Here is a 20,152-nt window from a genome sequence, read left to right on the forward strand (position 1 = left end):
AGGTATTGGAATGACGAATGCTCGCCCCAGGGCTTTAAGCCTTGCAGTAGCCATTGCCATCAGCTCTTCGATCATTGCCACACAGACACTGGCCGATCGGAAGCTGCGGACAAAATCTATCAATATTCTGGTCAATGGACATATGGAGTTTACCCACAGTGAAGCCATGGTTCGGCCAACTTTAGACCCTGACCAGCAGCCAATACCCAAATCCTGTACAACCACCTACATTGCCCTGGCTGCAGACAAGGAGAACCAGGTCCTTCCTGCCGTAAGCTTTACACAAGTTCTTTCTTTTGTTGATGGCGTCATGTCCATTGTTGATCTGTTTGAAACAGACGAGAATGACGTGGCTCAGAAATACACCAAAGTACTGAAGGTAGGTGATGAGGGAGTCTTCAGGTTCACCCATAACCTTGAAGAAAAGGAGCTGGTCATTGAAGTCAGAGCCGGAATGACCGATCAGGATTCTGTTGAGGCGGTTCGTGCTGGATTCCCCTGGCCACTTCACGGCGCCCAATCATTAGAGCCCTTAACGAAAATCGCCAACCCCTTTCGACTCAATGATTTGCTGAATACTGTCTATGACAGAACAGGAAATCTCGGCACCAGCGATCACTATGTTGCCCTTGCCACCATTGAAGTAGAAAAAGTTGCAGTGAACGGGCGCACCTTCATGCGTCATATTGCTTCGAAAGATCAACCCCCTGAACTGCGGCGCCTGGGTCAATCACTCTTTGTCAATGACGATGTTCTCCTGGCAGCTGCCACCTCTGCCTATATCCATGTTCATGTCCTGGGAGAGGAGTTACAACAGCAGGCTCTTAATAAACTGTTAGCACACAGCAAACCCGTCGGCTACGTTGTACATGTCGTGGATGACAAGCAGGTTTATCCTGTGCCTGCGGGTTATCCAAAGCTGGAAGTAGCAGAAGTTCCGGGGAAGATGATTGTTTTCCATGGACAGAAGCTGAACCCCCATGAAATCGTTTTTGTAGAAAACCTCTATGAGCTATGGAATGAAGTTGAGGGTCATACCCACGCCGCCGCATTGGTAACACAGGTTAAAAAATATAAGGCCAAAAGCTACCGGTACGCCATTCGAAGCATGCAGATGGCAATACTGGAGGAGTTTGTTGCGCGACACGGTGCTGAGCTGCCGACGACGCTCACAAACGAAGACAAACCGGCAATGCATGCGCTTGTTTACTACGAATATCTCCAGCAGGCATTAGCCAGTGCGACTCCCGATCATACGATTTTTGCCAGTGAATTTGAATTCACACTGGAACACATAAGAGTCGCTTCGTCGGTCATCACCTCACCCTGGGTGCATACTCAACTGGTAAAACACTTCGGTTTCAAACCTGTACTCAGAAACCTTCTGATTAACCCACATTTTGCCAGGAATATTCAGAATTCTGTACCCGTTATCAACGATATCAACCAGGTGCAGACCGGTTCTCGTGGTAACGACAAAAAGTTTGCTGCCAAAGTCATAAGAGATATGACCAGACAGCTGCTTGAAAAACTGGAGGAACTACAGGCAGAAGAAGAGGAACTCGTCCAACTTCATAACAACTTACGGCGCACAACAGAGAGAGCGAATGTCAGTCAGAAGGAAAAACTGAGAGCACAGCAGCGCTATCGGGAAGTTGAGGAGGAGCTTGCAAGGGTTCAAATCGAGCTGGAAGATCTGGAAAATCAGGAACTGAAAATTCTGCAGCAAGTTCAACGAATCCCGGAGCTGGAAAAACAAGTTCGTAATATCAGGGCAGAAGCCACAAACGCAGTTAACACTCAAATGGCCGCAGAGCTTGGTATTGATAACTGGGATGATGCCCAGCCACCAGAAGAACAAGCCAGGCTCATCAGAATGAAAATTTATGAAATCAAACAATGGGTGGCGGCAGGAAGATCCAGTCTGGAAACTCTGACGGCAGAACTGGCCGTCATTGAAGGCCAGTTCGGTATTATCCCGGTGGATGAAAACGATGTCGATGCCCGCTATCAGACCATTCAACAGCATATGCAACAAATGCCAGACCCATCTGATGGCGCAGCCTACCTGAAACTGGCGCGCATTGAAAATCGGCTCAATCTGGCACCAGATAACGAAGCTGATCTGGTAGCACGTCACCAGGCCATTCTTGATCGGTTACAACGGCATCTTCTGGCCACCAGCACAGTGGCTGCAATAAAAAGCCAATATAAAACCTTTGCCGTACATTTAAATGTTGAGGATTTTGATGTCGATGCAGATATTGACTTTCAGCAAAAAAGCTTGCTCCAAAGAATTAAGACAATGGCTGTCCAAGAACAATTTCTGCTTCAAAAACTTAAGACAATGGAGAGTTACGAAGACATCATTTACGAGAATCATGAGTCTTTGGCTGAGAAAACCCAGAAATTGAGCAATCAACAATATCTGGAGAATTCTTACACCAGGGCCAGAAAAGATGCTCTGGCAGCGGTACTTGGTAAAGAGCTGAGTCCAGACAACACACCAGAAAACCGTGACCTTCTGGAATCAACAGTCAATGCCAAGCTCTTCGAGCTTGTAGAGCTGAAAAAAGAACTGGATGACATCAAAAACCCCGCCCCCCCCAAAGTCATGCCTGAAGTACTTGGGAAACTCAGAGCCGTGGAAAGCGCCCTGAAGATGGATCTCTTCTCTGTAGAAGACGATGCTTATCTCCGACGCCAGGCGATTTCTGATGTTATGCAAACCCATATCAAAGAAGCCAGACAACGATCGGAAGAAGAGGCCCTGAAGATACTGGAAGCCTTAGAAGAATTATTCAACATCAAAATCAATGAAGGTGATGACAAAACTGCAAGATTAGACCAGGTTCGTATAAAACTTGCTGGCGATCAGATTTCGGAATACATGCTGGACCAGATGGATAAAGTCCTTTGGGAAGATGGCAGCACAGCTTCGGAGAAGATGGTGGCCAGGGTCAGACTCAACAATATTCGTGAGCGTCTTACCTTTAAAGTCGAAGAGTCGGATAAACGAGCCGAAGTAAAACAGGCATTTTATCTAATGGCTATAGAAGAAGAGCTAAAAATCGACCCTTATAAAAGCTTTACTGCTATGGAAAAAGGCATGGCTTTAACCACTAAGCTGGCCGATGATCTGGGGGTAGAATTTGAAAAGGATCTCAGCCTGTTTCAGCGCAGGCGTGATCTATGTATCAAAACTTTTGTACTGATGGATAAGGTAAACGAAGACTATGAAGATGAAAATGTCAAAAGACTCAGAAACAATGAAATGGCTCATCAACTCAACATTGAAGACTATAAAGTTCATGCCCCTGTTGAGGAACAGAACAGTCTGATTACAGAAAAACTCATACAGCTTAATGAAGCTGCTTTCAGAGGGGGTCGGCCTGATGTTAATGAGCGTATCTCATTCATTGAGAATGAGCTTGACAGGCAAATAGCGCGCCTGGGACCTAAACCCCGATACGTTCTTGAGCGTGAGCTGGCCATCGCGAAACGAGTATTAGAAGAAGCTGAACGTAAGCTGTCGGTCCGGGAACAGGCCCGTCTGGAAGATGACATTAGAACCAGGGAATCAGACATTGAGAAAATGAAGGAAGTCCTGAGTAATGCCGGGAAAGCCGTCGAAAATAATCCTGGTCCCTTCCAGTACACGCCGAAACAGGCAGAAGTTCGTGACGCTATCCAGACATTCGCGCAGCAGCACGCTCTCAATAAACAAGCTCTGGAAGCCGCATTTGCTCTGGCAGAATCAGCAGCAAAAAGCGGTAACACAATACCCAGTCTTACAAGTTTCGATTTTGACAACGAATTTGCACCGATTCGCATGCAGGCACTGGTAGGTGACGAACTGACGTTTGCCCAGGCCAGTCGACTTGTGGAACTCTTCAAGCGCCTGAAAACGAGTTCTCTGACGGCCCTGGAAGAAGTTCAGATTCTGGTGCACAGAGCCAGGAATGAGATAAAAACCGGAGCACAAGAATACGACGACGAAATTTACGGCATGGGTAAAACAGCCCTTCACTTCGTCGAGCATGAACCAAAGGACCAGAAAGGCTTCTCGGAATATTTCGCTGCCCATTCTGCCAGTGGCAACAAGATCATAGCTCTGCTGCGTGAAGGTCTGATCAGTAAGGTTGAACTTGAGAACTACATGAAAGCCGTCAGAGGGGTCGACGGTTATCAGACAGTGGACGAATTTGAGCACTTCCTTGATTATAAACACGGCATCAGGGTGCCTGAGTTCAAAAAGGTTGTACAAATGCTGTCCGACAAGGGTGTTGAGCAGTTCATGCAGGCTGTCTTGACTCCTGAGACCCTGACTGCCAATGGCCCGGCAGGTATGAAAGAGTCGGTTGCTGGCATGAAAGAGTACGCAGCTGCTGTTATCGCCAACTATGTTCTTGACGATATTGCCTTTGACAATGGCCGCAGAACAGCAGCATTCCTGGCCAACGTTCAGGATACCCTGACACCTTATGCCAATGCTGTTGGAATATCTGAATCAGAACTGATCAAGGCTGTCCATGACACATTGATGCAGGCCCATGCCGCAGCGGTTGAGCAGCAGCTAAAGGAGTACTGGGTTAAACCTTCAGCCTTTCTGGTACAGGCTGTCACCTGGTACTACTCCAGCTACAAACCTCTTCTGATAGATCGTAGCGCCTGGCAGGCTGCCGGGCTGTCCCTGTCAAACATGTCCTTTCTCTATCTTCTGGACCTGACCAACAGGGGCGATTATCTGCACAGAATGCTCACACCTTTCCAGCACTGGTTGGAACACTGCGGTGCTGATCTTGACCGAACTGACCAATATGCCTACCACAGCAGAATTGAACAAATCTCTGAATTGGGCGGACTGGCCATGCCACTCGGCAAGGCCGCTTCTGCAGTCATTCTGCTGAAAACCGGCTCCATGTTGTTTGCCAGACAGCACAACGCCAACCCTCAAATGTATCGCAGCATTTTCCGTCTGGTGCCGGAAATAGTGAAATCCATGGGTTCCCGACAAGGGATTCAGGTACCGCTGCTGCACAGGGTGACACCACAAACAGTGAAAACGCTGGCCTCCGCCGCAGCTGGTCTGGTGCTGGGTCCGGTAGCCATCACCGGTACATACGTCCATAGCCTTTTATCAGGGTTTACCTATACCCAAACATTCGCATTCGCGCTGGCGTCGAGTCTTACTTTCGACTTCTTTATGAACGACAACAAGATGCTCACTCAATGGCTGGGTGGACCTTTGGGTCGCAGTCTGGACAAAATCAATCGCTGGATAGGCATGGGCGAAACAGACGATGAATATGGAAAACGTACCGCTGTTGCTTCGCCTCAACGCTTCACTGAAACCGATGAAGACTATGCAAACCGTGTTAAAGCAAGCAACAGTTCGCACGGCTGGACCCGACACGAAAATTACCTGCAGTTCCGTGAACGCCGGGATCGCACCATGAAGCTATTCGAGAATAGCTGGGAGAAATACTTCAGGGAAAATGTACCTACATGGTCATTTTCCCATGCAGAAAGTATTCCTTACTCCTACACTCTGGGAGCCTTCTACAAGTGGCGACAGGGCGATGATCAGATAGCTCCTGTTCATGATAACAGAGGTATCTCTCAACCAAGCTTTCTGACTGTTGACTCAGGCGCTCAGTCTGAAACTGAGCAGAAGTGAGATTACTCAGCTGAAGTGCCTTCATGATGGAGGGTGTTGCGAAATCCCGGCCAGCCGTGCGGAACCACTCTAAACAGAGGTGTTCTAGTTGACCTTCGGTCATCATAAGAAAGTTCGCAGAAGAACGGGGCAAGTCACCCCGAAAAAATGGAAAAAAATGTTATTGGCAGAGGGCTTTTCTTTGAGCGATGTCCCGATTTAAAACTTGAATATTGGCTTCCTTAATATTCCAGACTTTTAAAAACCAGGTTGAAAACTTCTTTCTAAGCTTATCAGTAAGGCCGGGTAAAAACATCGGTGGCACGCCCGGAATGACCAGTACAAGCTGAATGGTCAAACCCGACCAATCAGAGTTTTTAAATTCTGCAGGCAGTTCCTTATTGATCGGCTGATAACGTCCGGCCAGCCCCAAAACAGCGAGTTGCAAAGAGTTATAGAGTTTTTCATAAATCGCTTGCAACTCAGCTTCAAACGCCTCTTTGCTTTTCTGTTCATTTGGGAACGTTGTCTTTGCTTCCAACACCCATAAGTTATTACCAGCGTCGATGTAAAGAAACTCGGCCTTTTTTATCCCTTCACCAACGCCAATGGCTCCCTGAGCATTCTCAATACGATAACAACGGTCATCCTCAAAACAGAACGACAAACCGGATTCTGTAAACTCCAAGATCAGGCTACCCCTATTTCCTGCTCAAACAGTCGAATGGATTCGTTGATGATTTCGTTATCGGGCATACCCTCATTCAGAGAGGTTTGCTGCCACTGTCCATCGGTGCAAATCATGACCGGGATGTCCATCTCTTCTCGCTGCGCCATGATGTAGAGCTTTTTCACCACAAAATAGGAGTGACTGGCGATGAAAAACTGTACGCCCAGTCTGGCAAGGGCATCAATAATATTAAACAGCTTGGTAATGGCTGTCGGGTGCAATGCTGACTCAGGTTCGTCGATAAAGATGATGGAATTTTCTGTGAGGAATCCGTTGCGGATTAAAGTATCCAGAATACCAATCTTCTTCACGCCTTCAGCCGTGGCATTGATGGAGTAGCGAGCTTTTTTATGCTTGTAAAACCAATCACTGCGCTGGCGATCATACTCGATACGACCGCCATCAAACATTGACTCAAGCTGCTGGCTGGTTTGAGAGAGGGCTGAATTGGATTTGTCGGCGGGCATCTGTTTCTGCAAGGCGACAACCAGATCAGAGTAAGTGCTATCAAAGCCGAACACCCGATCCTGATAGGCCAACTGGAAAATAATTTTATCCAGCGACAGCACTTCCTTGGGCGGCAAAAAAATTGAATTGGCACTGCGACGCTCAGAAATTTCTACATCGACTTGCTTGGTTGTGTCCGGGCCAAAACCGAAAGTAATCGGCGGCAGGTCTTTCAGGGTTACGGAAGCTGAAAGTTTTTTGCTTTTCCCTTTGGTGACAATATCCCCAAGTTTATCCGGTTGAAACGTCCAGTAGAGCTTTTCACTCAATACCTCGGATGCTGAGCGGCGATCATCGCCCCGTCCGGTTTCTTCCAGAGTGCGCACGGCAGCGTAGAGTGCCTTCATCAGCCAGGTTTTGCCAGAGCTGTTAGGCCCGATAATCAGGTTGATCTGACCAAGGTTTTCTGCAGTGCCCTTTTCCAGCGGCCCGAGGTTATTAAACTCAAACGCCTGTATCATTTTGTTATCCACTTTTTGCGGCGACAGAGGCAATGGTTCCTGAGACTGAGGTAGACTACCACCTCTACAGGAACGCTTCCTGCATTGAGCATATCACTTTCTGGTGGGTTTGCCTTGGTTGGGGAAAAGCCCTGCCAGAACCCAACAGCAAGATGGGTATTTTTCTGTTTCCAGGGGCTGAGTGTATTAACGGTCAATAATCAGGAGGAACATGTGATTGGCTTGAAGGAAAGGCAGTGGACGATCGTTCAAATTTTGGGCATTTTTTACGAGTCCATGTATTCCTGATAGGGGTGGTGAAAGGCGGTTATATGGATGTCCTGTTTCACTTCTGAGAACCAGCAATGTTCAAAAGGCCGGTATGACTGTCAGAATTAAGAGTTGAGTATTTTAATGAGCAGTAATGTCAAAGGCTCATGTCAAACTTGTTACGGGGCTCGTCGCCATCAAGAAGAAGCTTAGCCATGGACTTGATCTCGTTCTGGATGTAATCCCAATACTCCGGATTGTCGAGTGTTCTCTGCTTTATGCTTTCAGGAACAAAGCGACTTATCTCAGTATTGAAATTAATGCGTACCTCATCGTCTTTTAATATTTTGGTTACTTGGTTGCTGAGCATTTCCATGAAGTCTTTCCTGTTTTTTTCTCTTGCTTCCAGTTTTTTATTGACTAGCTCTGCAGAGACATCAATTCCTTTTTGTTTTATCCAAACGATATCCCAGACATCACGAGGTTTTATGTGTCTGGCCCGATAGGCCAGAGCAATAAACTTGTCCGCCAACGTCTCTTCGAGAGACTGGACCGGTACCAGCAGGCCTTCGGTGGGCGTCACAATATTGTAGTGATTGATCAGGGGTCTTTTTTTCGCGTCAAACGAGGGAATGGCGCAGATGTCTATGTGCATTTTCTGCCTTGGCAGATCAGGCCGGTTGGCCTCCTTCTCTATGCTGATTTTCCACGACGACGTGTCGCCCTGCTCATCTTGGTCAGGCTTGTTGACCCAAACGTTGGTCTCGTACTTGTTCTGGATGAATTGTTGGATTTCGGTTTCCAGCCCGTCAAAGTCGGAGGGCTTGAAATCAAGCCCTCCATTAAAATCCAGATCTTCCGACAAACGGGAGCTGTTATGGCACATCCTGAGTGATGTGCCCCCTATGAAGGTGAGTGACTGCATAGCCCCTTGCTTAACCAGCACGTGCACAATGTCGTGATGAAGAATTTCCTTCTCGATCACTGGCGTGATGGCTGCATATTCCGGATTTGCTTCCACGATTCTTTTTAGTTGTTCCTTTAGCACATTAGCTCTCCAGCATATGGGTATTTCTTTTGCAGTTCTTTAGGTCTTTGATGGCTTGCGAGGATTGTGCCCTGTACATGCCAACAGATTCATCAAAATACAGGTTTGGTGCAATATTTCTGATAGTTTTTTTTGAGTGAGTGAATTCAATGACGCCATAGGGTGTTGAGAAGGTGCCGCTGCGGCCTTTCGTCACAATCGTCAGCCTTCCCATGGGTATTTGAGAGATGTCCCCAGTATGACTAAGTTGACTCTCAAGGCTTATGTAGCTTATGACATTGGCGCGAAGTTTTTTCGCTATCTTATAGATCGCAGTCGTTGGGTCTGGAGGCGTCAACGTGCTCTCAAACACGCCTTTGGCGACCCTGCGTATCAAGCCTTTTTTTGCACAAACAGTGAGAAACTTGGTGAACGCGGGAGTGAGTCTCTCGCCAACCATATAGGCTAACTCTGCCGCTGTGTTGATACCACCTCCCGCTTTGGTTGACTCTGATAGTGCAGCAACTAGTCTATCTTTCTTGGTCATAAAGGTCTACATATTGTTACCTATAATGTAATTTATTGTAGACCTGCATTTGATTTTGTCAAAGAGAAAAAATAAGGACATCCATAAAATTCGCGCCGAACCAGAATCTTCAATCGGGCTCGAAAAAAAAATGAGGACATCCAAAAAGAGAAAAAATGAGGACATCCAAAAAGAGAAAAAATAAGGACATCCAAATAAAGAAAAATAAGGACATCCAAACAGAAAAATAAGGACATCCATAAAATTCCCATCTCAAAAGCTCAGAAGATGGGAACGCCTGAAAGCCGTGTTTACAGGATAATACAATACCCTTCATTTGTTCCCTTCGCCGCCCCCCCGCTGTGTCAGGATAGTTGTCCCGCTCACTGATTAACCAATAAAAGCTAGACAGTGGGCGATGGACGTTGAATATGCCTCGTTTTTCAGAGGAACGTAAATCAGCTGTTTTGAAAAAACTGTTACCACCACACAATCGCTCTGTGCCGGATGTTGCCAGAGAGGAAGGTATCAGCGAACAAACCCTGTATAATTGGCGTAAAAAACTACGGGACAAAGGATTACCTGTGCCAGGGAACGAACAAAAATCAGAACAATGGTCTGCTGAAAGCAAGTTTGCCGTGGTCGTCGAAACCGCTGCTTTGTCAGAAACAGAGTTAAGTGAATACTGCCGTAAAAAAGGGCTTTATCCTCAACAAGTCAAGGAGTGGAAGCACGCTTGTATTTCAGGTGCTGTTCAGGCTTCTCAGCGTGCAGACCAGGAAAGCAAGCAATTAAAACAAGAGCGTAAGCGCAATCAGAGCCTTGAAAAAGAGCTTCGCCGTAAAGACAAGGCGTTGGCAGAAGCTGCAGCCCTGCTGGTGCTATCAAAAAAGCTCGATGCCTTCTACGGGATAGACAGCGAGGACAACTGACACCTGTCGATAAGCGCCGCCAACTGCTGACATGGTTTGATGAGGCTATAGCAAACGGCGCTTCTCGCTGGAAGGCTGCTGAACAATTGGAAATATCCCTGAAAACACTGAATCGCTGGCGCGATGACAATGGTGCAGTGTTAACGGACAAACGCCCGGATGCCTTGCGCCCGGTACCCTCTAACAAACTGACTGAGGAAGAGGAGCAACGTATTCTGACTATCAGTAATGAAGATGAGTATGCGAGCCTGCCACCATCGCAGATCGTGCCAGCCCTTGCAGACAAGGGAGTATACGTTGCTTCTGAATCTAGCTTTTACCGTGTGTTGAAAAAGTATGGTCAGTTGCACCACCGCGGTCGTTCAAGAAAGCGATCGAAAAGCAACAAGCCGACAACCTATGTTGCTACTGGCCCTAACCAGGTCTGGTGTTGGGACATCAGTTACATACCTTCCAGGGTACGCGGCCAGTTCTGGTACCTCTACCTGATACTGGACGTTTACAGTCGTAAGATTGTTGGTTGGGAGATTCATAGCCGTGAGTCTGGTGAGTTAGCCAGTGAACTGATTAACCGGACAATGGTGGCTGAAAAATGCACTAAAACACCGCTTGTACTGCACTCAGACAATGGGGCTCCAATGACGTCGAGTACCTTTAAGGCCAAGCTTGAGGAATTGGGCATTATTCCCTCTCATAGTCGCCCAAGGGTGAGTAACGATAACGCATTTGCAGAATCGATCTTTAAAACGGTGAAGTACTGTCCTCAGTGGCCATCTCAAGGTTTTCTGACGTTAGAACACAGTCGACAGTGGATGCTGAAGTTTGAGCGCTTTTATAACAATGAACACCGCCATAGCTCAATCCGCTTTGTGACACCTGCGCAACGGCATGAGAAAAGAGATCAGGAAATCCTGAATCACCGGAAACAGGTGTATACCAAAGCGCGAGAAGCTAATCCAACGCGCTGGTCAGGAGTTATCAGAAACTGGGAGCCTGTAGGTGCGGTTGCACTGAATCCTGAGCGGTTGTCTGAAGCAAGAATTAACGAGAAAAAGGCAGCCTAAAATTCAGTTTTCGGGACAACTATCTTGAAAAACTCCGCCCCGGCCTCGGTAAGGGCTTCCGCGCAGTCATTGTTGCCCATTTCAGTTGCGACGGACAGCGGGGTGGTGCCATCCGACAAGGCGGCGTTGAGATCCGCCCCAGCCTTGATCAGGAGTCTCACGCAATCGATGTTATTTTGTTGAGCAGCTATGAACAGAGGGGTGTCGCCATCCGAAGTCCGAGGGATGTTGAGATCCGTCCCGGCGTTGATCAGGAGTTCCACGCATTCGGTATTGCCTTTCGCAGCGGCGGCGAACAGTGGGGTGGCGCCATCCGAAGTCCGAGGGATGTTGGGATCCACCTCGGCGTTGATCAGTATTTTTACACAGTCGATATAGCCAGTCACAGCAGCTAAGAACAGCGGGGTGGCGCCATCCTCATCCCGAGCAGTGTTGACGTCTGCGCTGGCGTTGACCAGACGTTCGACGACGTCAGTTTGCCCCTCGCGGGATGCCAACATCAAGGCAGTGAGACCATTATTCATAACGGCATTAACATTGACACCTTCTGCCAGTGACTTCTCCACCTGATCCAAATCCCCGTCAGAACAGGCATCATAAAATGTCCAATCGGGGAAAAATGTATCCGGGTGAGATTCACTGGTGTTCTCATTCACCACAGGCATCGGGTCTTTCCGACACATTGCGCAGCGACGTGAGCCGATGGGCTGATCAACAAAACACCTCGAAATACAGTCCAGATCGAAGCGATGGCCGCAACATTGGGTTTTGACGACCACAGGCGCTACATAACGGTCATGGAAGTGAGCTAAACAAATAGGACAGGGATCGGCTTCCAGTGTCCATGGGGAGAGGGTAGCGAGCAATGCCACATACAAGAAGAACATCTGTGTTGGTCAATAAGTAGTGTGGGTTGGATACAAAAAAAGCAATGGTAGTACATTTGTATCTGCCTTTCACCACACCGATTGATATCTGCCTAAAATCTGTTGTCAAAGAAATAAACAGACATTCAGGTACACCAACAAGCCTCAAGCCCAATACCAGTCTAAGAACCTCAACCACCTTGGCTTGGGTGCCGCTACGTGTCGGGAGTTAAAGATAGCCGAATACATTGATGCCCGTATCACAAATGACTCCGATGTTCGTAATGTCACTATTGGACAAGCTGTAGTCGCAATGATCATCAATGGCTTGGGCTTTACGGGGCAAACTCTGTACATGCTCCCTGAGTTTTTTGAGGATAAGCCGATTGACCGCCTTATCGGGGAAGGTACACAGGCTGAACACTTGAACGACAAGGTACTTGGTCAGGCTCACGACAGTTTGTACGACGCTGGTGTTAGCGACTTGTATCTCAACAAAAAGCGCGGACTTAGTGAACGGAAAACACTGTCCCGAAAGATGCAAAAGCAGTCATTGAAAGAGGCCCGTGATCTGGAGAAGCTGAGCAAAAAGGCCTTTTTGTGCCGGGACGATGCATTGAAGGCTTTTGCCTTGTGGCAGAAACAATCGTTACCTGGCCACCCTGTTCGGCATAACTGCAAAACTCCTCCGCCAGCTCCACCAACAGGCTAGGGTAGAGCTGGTTTTCCGGCTCCTCGACACAGAGCAATGGATGGGGCGACGGGTCGTTCAGCAACAGCAAATAAGCGAACATCTTGATGGTGCCATCGGAGACATAACGAGCCACAAACGGGTCTTTAAAGCTGCCATCCTGAAATTTCAGGACAATGCGCCCATCGTCAGTTTCTACTGCCTGTACATCTTCAACTCCCGGCACCCGCTGTTTCATTTTATCCAGTACATGCTGGAAAATATCCGGGGGTTGCTCGTAGAGGTACTGGGCCACCAGCGCGGCATTTTCCCCTCGGGGCGATAAATGCTCTGCATAGCCAGCGTCCCGTGCCTGGCGGGCATCGCTGATATGAAAATCGGAGACATGCCAGTTTTCAATAAGCTGGCGAAAGGCATTGGCCGCCCGGAATCGCTGAAATTGCCCGAGTCCTTTTACGGCCAGAATATCCGGACTATCCAGCGTCTGCTCTTCCCGTTCCAGCTCTGAATCGGCTTTATTAAAGTCTTCTTCATTGAGAATGGCGTAACCGCGACCTCTCCGGAAATCCAGAAAATGAAACGGTGAACCCTGACTGCCCCGCTTATAACGGAGTACCTCCCGGGCAACAATAGGCCGACCTTTGTCCTGTCGAATTTCCAACAGATAAGTCACCAGTCGATCAACGCCGCCAATGGGTAAGCGAAACTGCAGGGTAAACTCGATAGGCTGATCAATACCACCACGGGTGGCGACTTCCCGAAACCCGCCCCGTTTCTGAAGGGCGGTGCGGACATTACCGTGCAGGGCATCCCTGAGAAAACCAAACACATCAAACAGGGTGGTTTTACCGCTGCCATTGGCGCCGACAAACACGCACATGCCGGGCAGTTTTTTCAGCTCCACATGCTGAAAAACCTTGTAGTTTTTGATTGTCAGGGACTCAAGCTTCATCCGGCGGCTTCCGTCAGTGGCTGTTGTTGTGATCGTTGTCCTTCCAGAGTATCACTTTCTGGCGAGTTTGCCTTGGTTGGAGTGGTGTCGGGTAGAGTCAGTTTTTCAGGGGAGGTATGCATTCCCGCGCAGAGCACGAGAACGAGTTGAAAAATAGGCCTGAACGGTCATTTTCCCATGCAGAAAGTATTCTTTACTCCTACACTCTTGGAGCCTTCTACAAGTGGTAAAAGGGCGATAATAAGAAAGCTCCTGTTCATGATAACAAAGGTATCTCTCAACCAGGCTTTTTAACGACCGCCTCAGGCGCTCAGCCTGAAACTGATCAGAAGTGAGGCAAGTGCGAAATCCCCGGTGAATTAATTACACGTCAAGTAATGACCAGCAATACTGAACCAGTGCCCCATGAAACACCGGTGATGGTTCCAGGCTTAACGTTTCCTTCTGAGACCACATAGGTTTCTCTGGTAAAAGAACCTGAAGCTGCTCTAACAAGCGATTAACAGCCATGATTAATTAGAAGTCGCTTTCTCGCCCGGTTTGGCAATCACTATATACGGTAGTGGAAGTACTCTGCCCTGAGGTAATAGAATGACAAACACTCGCCCCAATGTATTAAGCCTTGCTGTAACCGTTGCAATCAGTTCTTCTATTATTGCTTCACAAGCATTGGCCGAGCGAAGGCTGCAGACAAAATCTGTCGATATTACCGGCACTGGACATGCGGAGTTTACCCATAGTGAGGTCATGGTTCAGCCAACCTTGGGTGATGACCTGCAGCCAATACCCAAATCCTGCACAACCACCTACCCCGATCAGACTCAGGCCAGAGCTGGCTATGACGTTCCCTCTGAAGGATTCACAGACGTTCTTTCGGGCATCGACGGAGGTGTTTCCACTGTTGATCTGTTTGAAACAGACAAGAATGACGTTGCCCGGAAATACACCAAAGTCCTCAAGGTCGGTAATGAAGGGATCTTCAAGTTCACTCACAACCTTGCAGAGGAACGACTGGTCATTGAGGTCAGAGACAAAATGACCCATCAGGATTCCATTGCAGCTGTACACGCTCGATTAGACGACAACCGGATATTAGAACCGTTAACGAAAGTTGCCAGCCCCGAACATCTGGCGGCAGTTCTGAAAGGGGCGAATGAAAGAGCAGGAAACCTGGGCGAAGTTGATGACTATGCTGTCCTTGCCACTCTTCAAGCAGGAGAAGTGGAGGTGAACGGGCGCACCTTCATGCGTCTTATTGCTGCAGGCGACCAGCCTCCTGAACTGCAACGTCTGGGTCAATCGCTTTTCGTCAATGATGAAGTGCTTTTAGCAGCAGCCACCTCTGCCTATGTCCAGGTTCACGTTCTGGGTGAGGGTCTGCAACAGGAAGTACTGAATAAGCTGTTTTCATACCATAAACCCGTCGGCTATGTAGTACACACTGGGGATGATACGCAGACTTATCCTGTACCTGCAGGTTATCCAAAACTGCAAGTGACTGAGGCTCCGGGAGAGATTGTTGTTTTCCATGGCCAGAAGCAGAATCCAACCGATATCGCTTTTGTGGAAGGACTCTTTGACATCGTGGATAAAGCTGATGCTAATCCCCCCGTTACTGAATTATCAACACAGATTAAAAAAGACAAAGTCAAAAACTACCAGTACGTTATTCGCAGCAGGCAGATGGAACTGCTGGAGAAGTTAGTTGCGCGGCTCGATATTACAGTAAACAAAGCTCAACCGATGAGGTTTGCATTGGAAGATCAGGTGGCGACACTTGTGCTTGCATTCTATGAAACTCTCCAGCAAGCATTGACCAGTGCTACTGCAGATCAGGCAGATGAATTTAATTTTTCAATAGAACACTTCAGAGTCGCTGCGTCTCTCATTACGCCAGCCTGGATGCATAATCAACTCGCAAAACACTTCAGCTTCAAACCCGCACTGAGAGATCTTCTGACTAACCAGCATTTTGTTCAAAATTTTCTGAACCTTTTACCCGCTGCCTATGTATTAAAGACCGATGTTTCTCACGAAGGAGAACTTTTTGCTTCCAGAGTCTTGAGCGACATAGCCAGACAACTGATTGAGAGGGAAAACAAGCTGCAAGAGCTGCTGCAAAATGAAATCGAACTCACCCGGGTTAGAAATCAGTTAAAGCTCACATCGGAGAAAGCCATTAAAAGTGAAAGGCAAAAGCGCATAGCACTTCAATTTAAGCAGCTGGCTGATAAGGAGCTTGATCAGCTTGTTAATGCAATGGAAGAACAGCAAAAACAAATACGGAAACTTCGGGAGGAAGTTGCACGAATCCCGGAGCTGGAACAAGAAGTTGCTAATGTCAGAGCAGAAGTCATAAAGGCCCGCAACACTGAACTGGCAACAGAGCCTGGTATTGAAAACCTGGACGAAACCCAGCCACCAGCAGGACAGACTGAGGAAGATTCTGTAGCGGTTCCGAAAATACTTGAGACACTGAGAGCTGTGGAAAAAGCCCTTGAGATGATGGGCCTTACTCAAGATGACGATGTGTATCTTCGTCGCCAGTACATTTCAAACAACCTACAGATGTACATCAGAGACCACAGACAACTGGCAGAAGAAAAGGCCCTGGACGTACTGGAAGTCGCAGAAGAAAAGCTCAACCTCCAGGTCAATGACAAGAATGATAAAACAACAGGAATCAGAGAAGATACGTCGCTGACAGAGCAAGAGAACCTGGACATACTGACAGCCTTGGAAGAAACCTCCAATATGAAAGTCAGTAAAGAGGATGGCATAGAAAAAAGGCTCGCCAGAATTTTTATAATACTTGACAAGGTTGATCTCTCAAATGAGGTACTGAATGAGATACTGGATGGGATAGATATCATCCTCTGGATGCATGAAAGAAAAATTCATCCAGACGCTAAAGATATCAAACGTAACAGGCTTCTTGCTCACCTTCACTATAAACTGGAAGACCCTGACCCGGATATGCCAGCCGGAGAACAAGGGACCGATCTGCTGCCAGCCGTAGAAAAAATACTCAACATCAAACTCAATGAAGAGAATGACAAAGCAGCAAGAATTGCCCGGGTTTGCAGCCTGCTTTACGACGACGATGTCTCAGAAGCTATGCTGGATCAGATAAGTCAGACCCTCTGGAAAGATGACAGCACAGCTCTGAACGAGAGGGATCTCAATCTCAGCAAGCTTCGGGCAATTCTCGAATATAGAGTCGAAGATTCGTCCCTGGATAAGCAAACCATAGAAAAACAGGCAAGTTTGCTTGCCGCCATAGAGGACAAGCTGAACATCGACATGAGCAAAAGCTCTGCTGTTAAAGAAAGAGGCAAGACTTTCACTGTCAAACTGGCAAAAGTTCTGGATGTAGCATTTGACATGGATGACGACCTGTCTGATCAGAAAGATATCCTGAGAACCAAAATTCAGGAATTAATCGAAAAATCAGACGCTCTCTACGACGATGAAGCTGCCAGAAGAGCCTGGAACAATAAAATAGCTCATCAACTTAACATTGAGGATTATCAAGAAGATGCCTCTATCGAAAACCAGAACAGTGTGATTGAAACAAAACTCCGACAGCTGGAAAAAGAACTTCTCAATGCGGGCCAGCCTGACATCAATGAGCGTATCACAGCTATTGAAAATGAGCTTGACAAGCATATGGCCCGCCTGGGACCTAAACCCCGATTCGTCCTTGATCGTGAGCTAGCCGTCGCCAGACGGGTACTACAAAAAGCTGAAAGTGAGCTTACAGAGGTTCATCGCAAACTGAGAGGTCTGGCTCGCAAACCAGTTATATTTGATTTACGGGATGAGGCTGATAGCGCTATTACCATTAGAGCCAACGTACAGACTTCTGGCGGGGACGAAACTGATCAATTCGATGAAACCTTGGGGGAACTGCCTCTCATCAGGAAAAAGTACGCTCAAATTACGGAATTCCTGCATGAGCACCACAAAAAAAGTATGGAAGTGACCTATGCACGGCATGAAGAGAGGAATGCACAAGAACACCTGGATCTTAAAAAACAGGAGATGATCCATTCTGAAAATATTGATGAGAAGGCTAAAGCCTTACAAGAGAACGAAATAGCTCGCCTGGATTTAGCCCTGAAGCAAAAAAGTGATGCCGTTTCAAAAGCACAAGAGGTTCTGAGGGATTATCATAAGGCAGCTCTTAACGCTATTGAAGAAGCCATGGGTCTTAAACCTGACTTTACTGACAGCAGTGAACAACGGGTTAATGCCCTGAGAAACCATCAGGCAGAACTGGGCGGGCATGATGGTAACGGCGGCAAAATCCAGCAACTGACTCAGGAACAGGCCCGCCTGGAAGGTGAGATTAAAACCAGGGAAGCAGACATTGCAAGAATGAAGGAAGACCTGAATGTTGCAGAGCAAGCCGTGGAAAATGATGGCGGTCTCTTTCAGTTTACGCCCAGACAGGTAAGAGTTCTGACCCGTATACAAGACTTCATGCAGCAGCACACTCTCAAGAGACAAGCGCTTGAAGCCGCCATAGGTCTGACAGAATTAGCAGTGAAAAGCGGTAAGCCAAAACTCCAGTTCACGACGTTCAATTTTGACGATGAACTTGCGCCTTTTCACCTGCAGGGACTGGTCGGAGACGGTCTGGCAGTTGGTCAGGCCAATCGGATTGTGAAAGTCTTCAGGAGCCTGAAGAAGACCTTTCCGGCCCTCCATAACTTTCCGGCTCACCCTGAGCCTTTAGAATTTCAGCCTCCGATAGTCCTGACAAAAATTCAGTGGCTGGTGAACGATGCCCGGGATGAGCTGCAAAACGGGGCTCAAGAATACGACCAAGTCATTAGCGGCATGGGCGAAATAGCCATGCACTTCGTCGAGCATGAAGCAAAGGACCAGGAAGGCTTCCCGGAATACTTCGCTAACCGTTATGCCAGTAGTAACAGGATCACAGCTCTGGTTCGTGAAGGTCTGATCAGCAAGGTTGAACTTGAGAACCACATGAAGGCCGTCAGAGGTGTCGATGGTTATCAGACAGTGGAAGAATTTGAGCACTTCCTTGGCTATAAACACGGCGTCAATCTGCCTCACTTGAATGCCGTTATCCTGATGCTGTCCGACAAGGGTGCTGAGGAATTTATGCAGATTGCCTTTACTCCTGTCACCGTCACTGCAACGGGCCCGGCAGGTATGAAAGAGTCGGTTGCTGGTATGAAAGAGTTCGCAGCTGCTGTCATCGCCAACTACGTTCTTGACGATATTGCCTTTGACAATGGCCGCAGGACGGCTGCATTTCTGACCCATGTTCAGAATACCCTGACACCTTATGCCAATGCCGCTGGCCTGTCTGAATCAGACCTGATCATGGCTCTCAATGATACACTGATGCAGGCACATGCTGCAGCCCTTGAGCACCAGCTGACTGATTACTGGGTCAAACCTTCAGCCTCTCTGGTACAGGCTGTCACCTGGTACTTCTCCAGCTACAAACCTCTATTGGTGACCCGTACCGCTCTGGAGGCTGCCAGGCTGTCCCTGACAAACATGTGGTACCTCTATCTTCTGGATCTGACCCACCGGGGTGATTACCTGCACCGGATGCTGACACCTTTCCAGCACTGGCTGGAACATTACGGTGTTGACCTTGACCGAAGACGGCAATATGCCTCCCACACCAGCATTGAACAAATCTCTGAAGTGGGCGGACTGGCCATGCCCCTGGGCAAGGCCGCTTCTTCAGTCATTCTGCTGCAAACCGGCTCTATGCTGTTTGCCAGACAATACAATGCCAACCCACACAGCTATCGCAGCCTTTCCCGTCTGGTGCCCGAAATAGTGAAATCCATGGGTTCCGGACAAGGGGTTCAGGTACCGCTGCTAAACAGGGTAACACCCGAAAAAGTAAAAACGCTGGCCTCTGCCGCAGCCGCTCTGGTGCTGGGTCCGGTAGCTACTGTGGGAGCATACGCCCACGGCCTTATATCCGGATTCACCTATGCTCAAACCTTCGGATTGGCCCTGGCGTCGAGTCTCACTTTCGACTTCTTTATGAACGACAACAAGATGCTCACTCAGTGGCTGGGTGGACCTGTGGGCCGCAGTCTTGACAATGTGAAGCGCTGGAGATGCGCGATAAAAACGCGAAATAAGTGCGCGAAACCCAAGGCAATTGCTTTACCTCAACGCTTCAATGAAACCGATGAAGAGTATGTAAACCGTGTTAATGCAAAAAACACGGTGCATGGCTGGACGCGGCACGAGAATTACCTGCAGTTCCGTGAACGCCGTGATCGCACCATGAAACTGTCTGAGAAAAGCTGGGAGAAATACTTTAGGGACAATGTGCCTAAATGGTCATTCTCCCACGCACAAAGTATTCCCTACTCTTACACCCTGGGTGTCTTCTACGATCGGAAGGCGGCAGCAACTGATCATGACGTTGAGAAGTTCGATCCAGATAAAAATAAGAACACCCGCAACGAACTCTGATGAAA

General features: G+C 48.0%; 9 protein-coding genes and 2 pseudogenes. 4 read left to right on the plus strand and 7 right to left on the minus strand.

Annotated features, from left to right (window positions below):
- Positions 1-10 precede the first annotated feature (10 nt).
- Positions 11-5,680, plus strand: coding sequence for a coiled-coil domain-containing protein (locus ACOMG9_RS17090; RefSeq protein WP_448217783.1), 5,670 nt, complete (start codon positions 11-13; stop codon positions 5,678-5,680).
- Between the two features lie 160 nt (positions 5,681-5,840).
- Here the strand turns inward: ACOMG9_RS17090 and ACOMG9_RS17095 are convergent, their stop codons facing one another.
- From ACOMG9_RS17095 to abiEi, 4 genes are all read right to left on the minus strand, one after another.
- Positions 5,841-6,347, minus strand: a complete 507-nt coding sequence (locus ACOMG9_RS17095; RefSeq protein WP_448217784.1) for a hypothetical protein — start codon at positions 6,345-6,347, stop codon at positions 5,841-5,843.
- A gap of 2 nt (positions 6,348-6,349) precedes the next feature.
- Positions 6,350-7,357: an AAA family ATPase gene (locus tag ACOMG9_RS17100; RefSeq protein ID WP_448217785.1), complete on the minus strand. Its 1,008-nt coding sequence runs from the start codon at positions 7,355-7,357 to the stop codon at positions 6,350-6,352.
- Positions 7,358-7,763: 406 nt separating this feature from the next.
- Positions 7,764-8,654: a nucleotidyl transferase AbiEii/AbiGii toxin family protein gene (locus tag ACOMG9_RS17105; protein ID WP_422413905.1), complete on the minus strand. Its 891-nt coding sequence runs from the start codon at positions 8,652-8,654 to the stop codon at positions 7,764-7,766.
- 1 nt (position 8,655) lies between these two features.
- Positions 8,656-9,180, minus strand: a complete 525-nt coding sequence (gene abiEi, locus ACOMG9_RS17110; RefSeq protein ID WP_422134649.1) for a type IV toxin-antitoxin system AbiEi family antitoxin — start codon at positions 9,178-9,180, stop codon at positions 8,656-8,658.
- 410 nt (positions 9,181-9,590) lie between these two features.
- On the opposite strand from abiEi, the gene ACOMG9_RS17115 reads away from it, so the two are divergent.
- Positions 9,591-11,155, plus strand: a protein-coding gene (locus ACOMG9_RS17115) for an IS3 family transposase (protein WP_448215008.1) whose coding sequence is annotated in 2 segments (ribosomal slippage) — positions 9,591-10,044 and positions 10,044-11,155 — 1,566 coding nt in all. Because the reading frame shifts where the segments join, the coding sequence is not laid out codon by codon here.
- Here ACOMG9_RS17115 and ACOMG9_RS17120 read toward each other — a convergent pair.
- Positions 11,152-12,042, minus strand: coding sequence for an ankyrin repeat domain-containing protein (locus ACOMG9_RS17120; protein ID WP_494529152.1), 891 nt, complete (start codon positions 12,040-12,042; stop codon positions 11,152-11,154). The two genes, ACOMG9_RS17115 and ACOMG9_RS17120, sit on opposite strands and share 4 nt — an antisense overlap.
- Before the next feature lie 97 nt (positions 12,043-12,139).
- Between ACOMG9_RS17120 and ACOMG9_RS17125 the strand changes: the two are divergent.
- A pseudogene (locus tag ACOMG9_RS17125) lies at positions 12,140-12,673 on the plus strand (DUF4277 domain-containing protein); the annotation flags it as partial.
- A gap of 49 nt (positions 12,674-12,722) precedes the next feature.
- Here the strand turns inward: ACOMG9_RS17125 and ACOMG9_RS17130 are convergent.
- Together ACOMG9_RS17130 and ACOMG9_RS17135 are read right to left on the minus strand one after the other, a co-directional pair.
- Positions 12,723-13,664 (minus strand): annotated as a pseudogene (locus ACOMG9_RS17130) (AAA family ATPase); the annotation flags it as partial.
- Positions 13,661-13,786, minus strand: a complete 126-nt coding sequence (locus ACOMG9_RS17135) for a hypothetical protein (RefSeq protein WP_448217787.1) — start codon at positions 13,784-13,786, stop codon at positions 13,661-13,663. The pseudogene ACOMG9_RS17130 and the gene ACOMG9_RS17135, both read right to left, overlap by 4 nt.
- A 469-nt stretch (positions 13,787-14,255) precedes the next feature.
- Between ACOMG9_RS17135 and ACOMG9_RS17140 the strand changes: the two genes are divergently transcribed.
- Positions 14,256-20,147 carry a coiled-coil domain-containing protein gene (locus tag ACOMG9_RS17140; protein WP_448217788.1) on the plus strand — a complete coding sequence of 1,964 codons (5,892 nt, stop codon included), beginning with the start codon at positions 14,256-14,258 and terminating at the stop codon, positions 20,145-20,147.
- The last annotated feature ends 5 nt before the right edge of the window (positions 20,148-20,152 follow it).

This window comes from Endozoicomonas sp. PH6C (assembly GCF_059322965.1).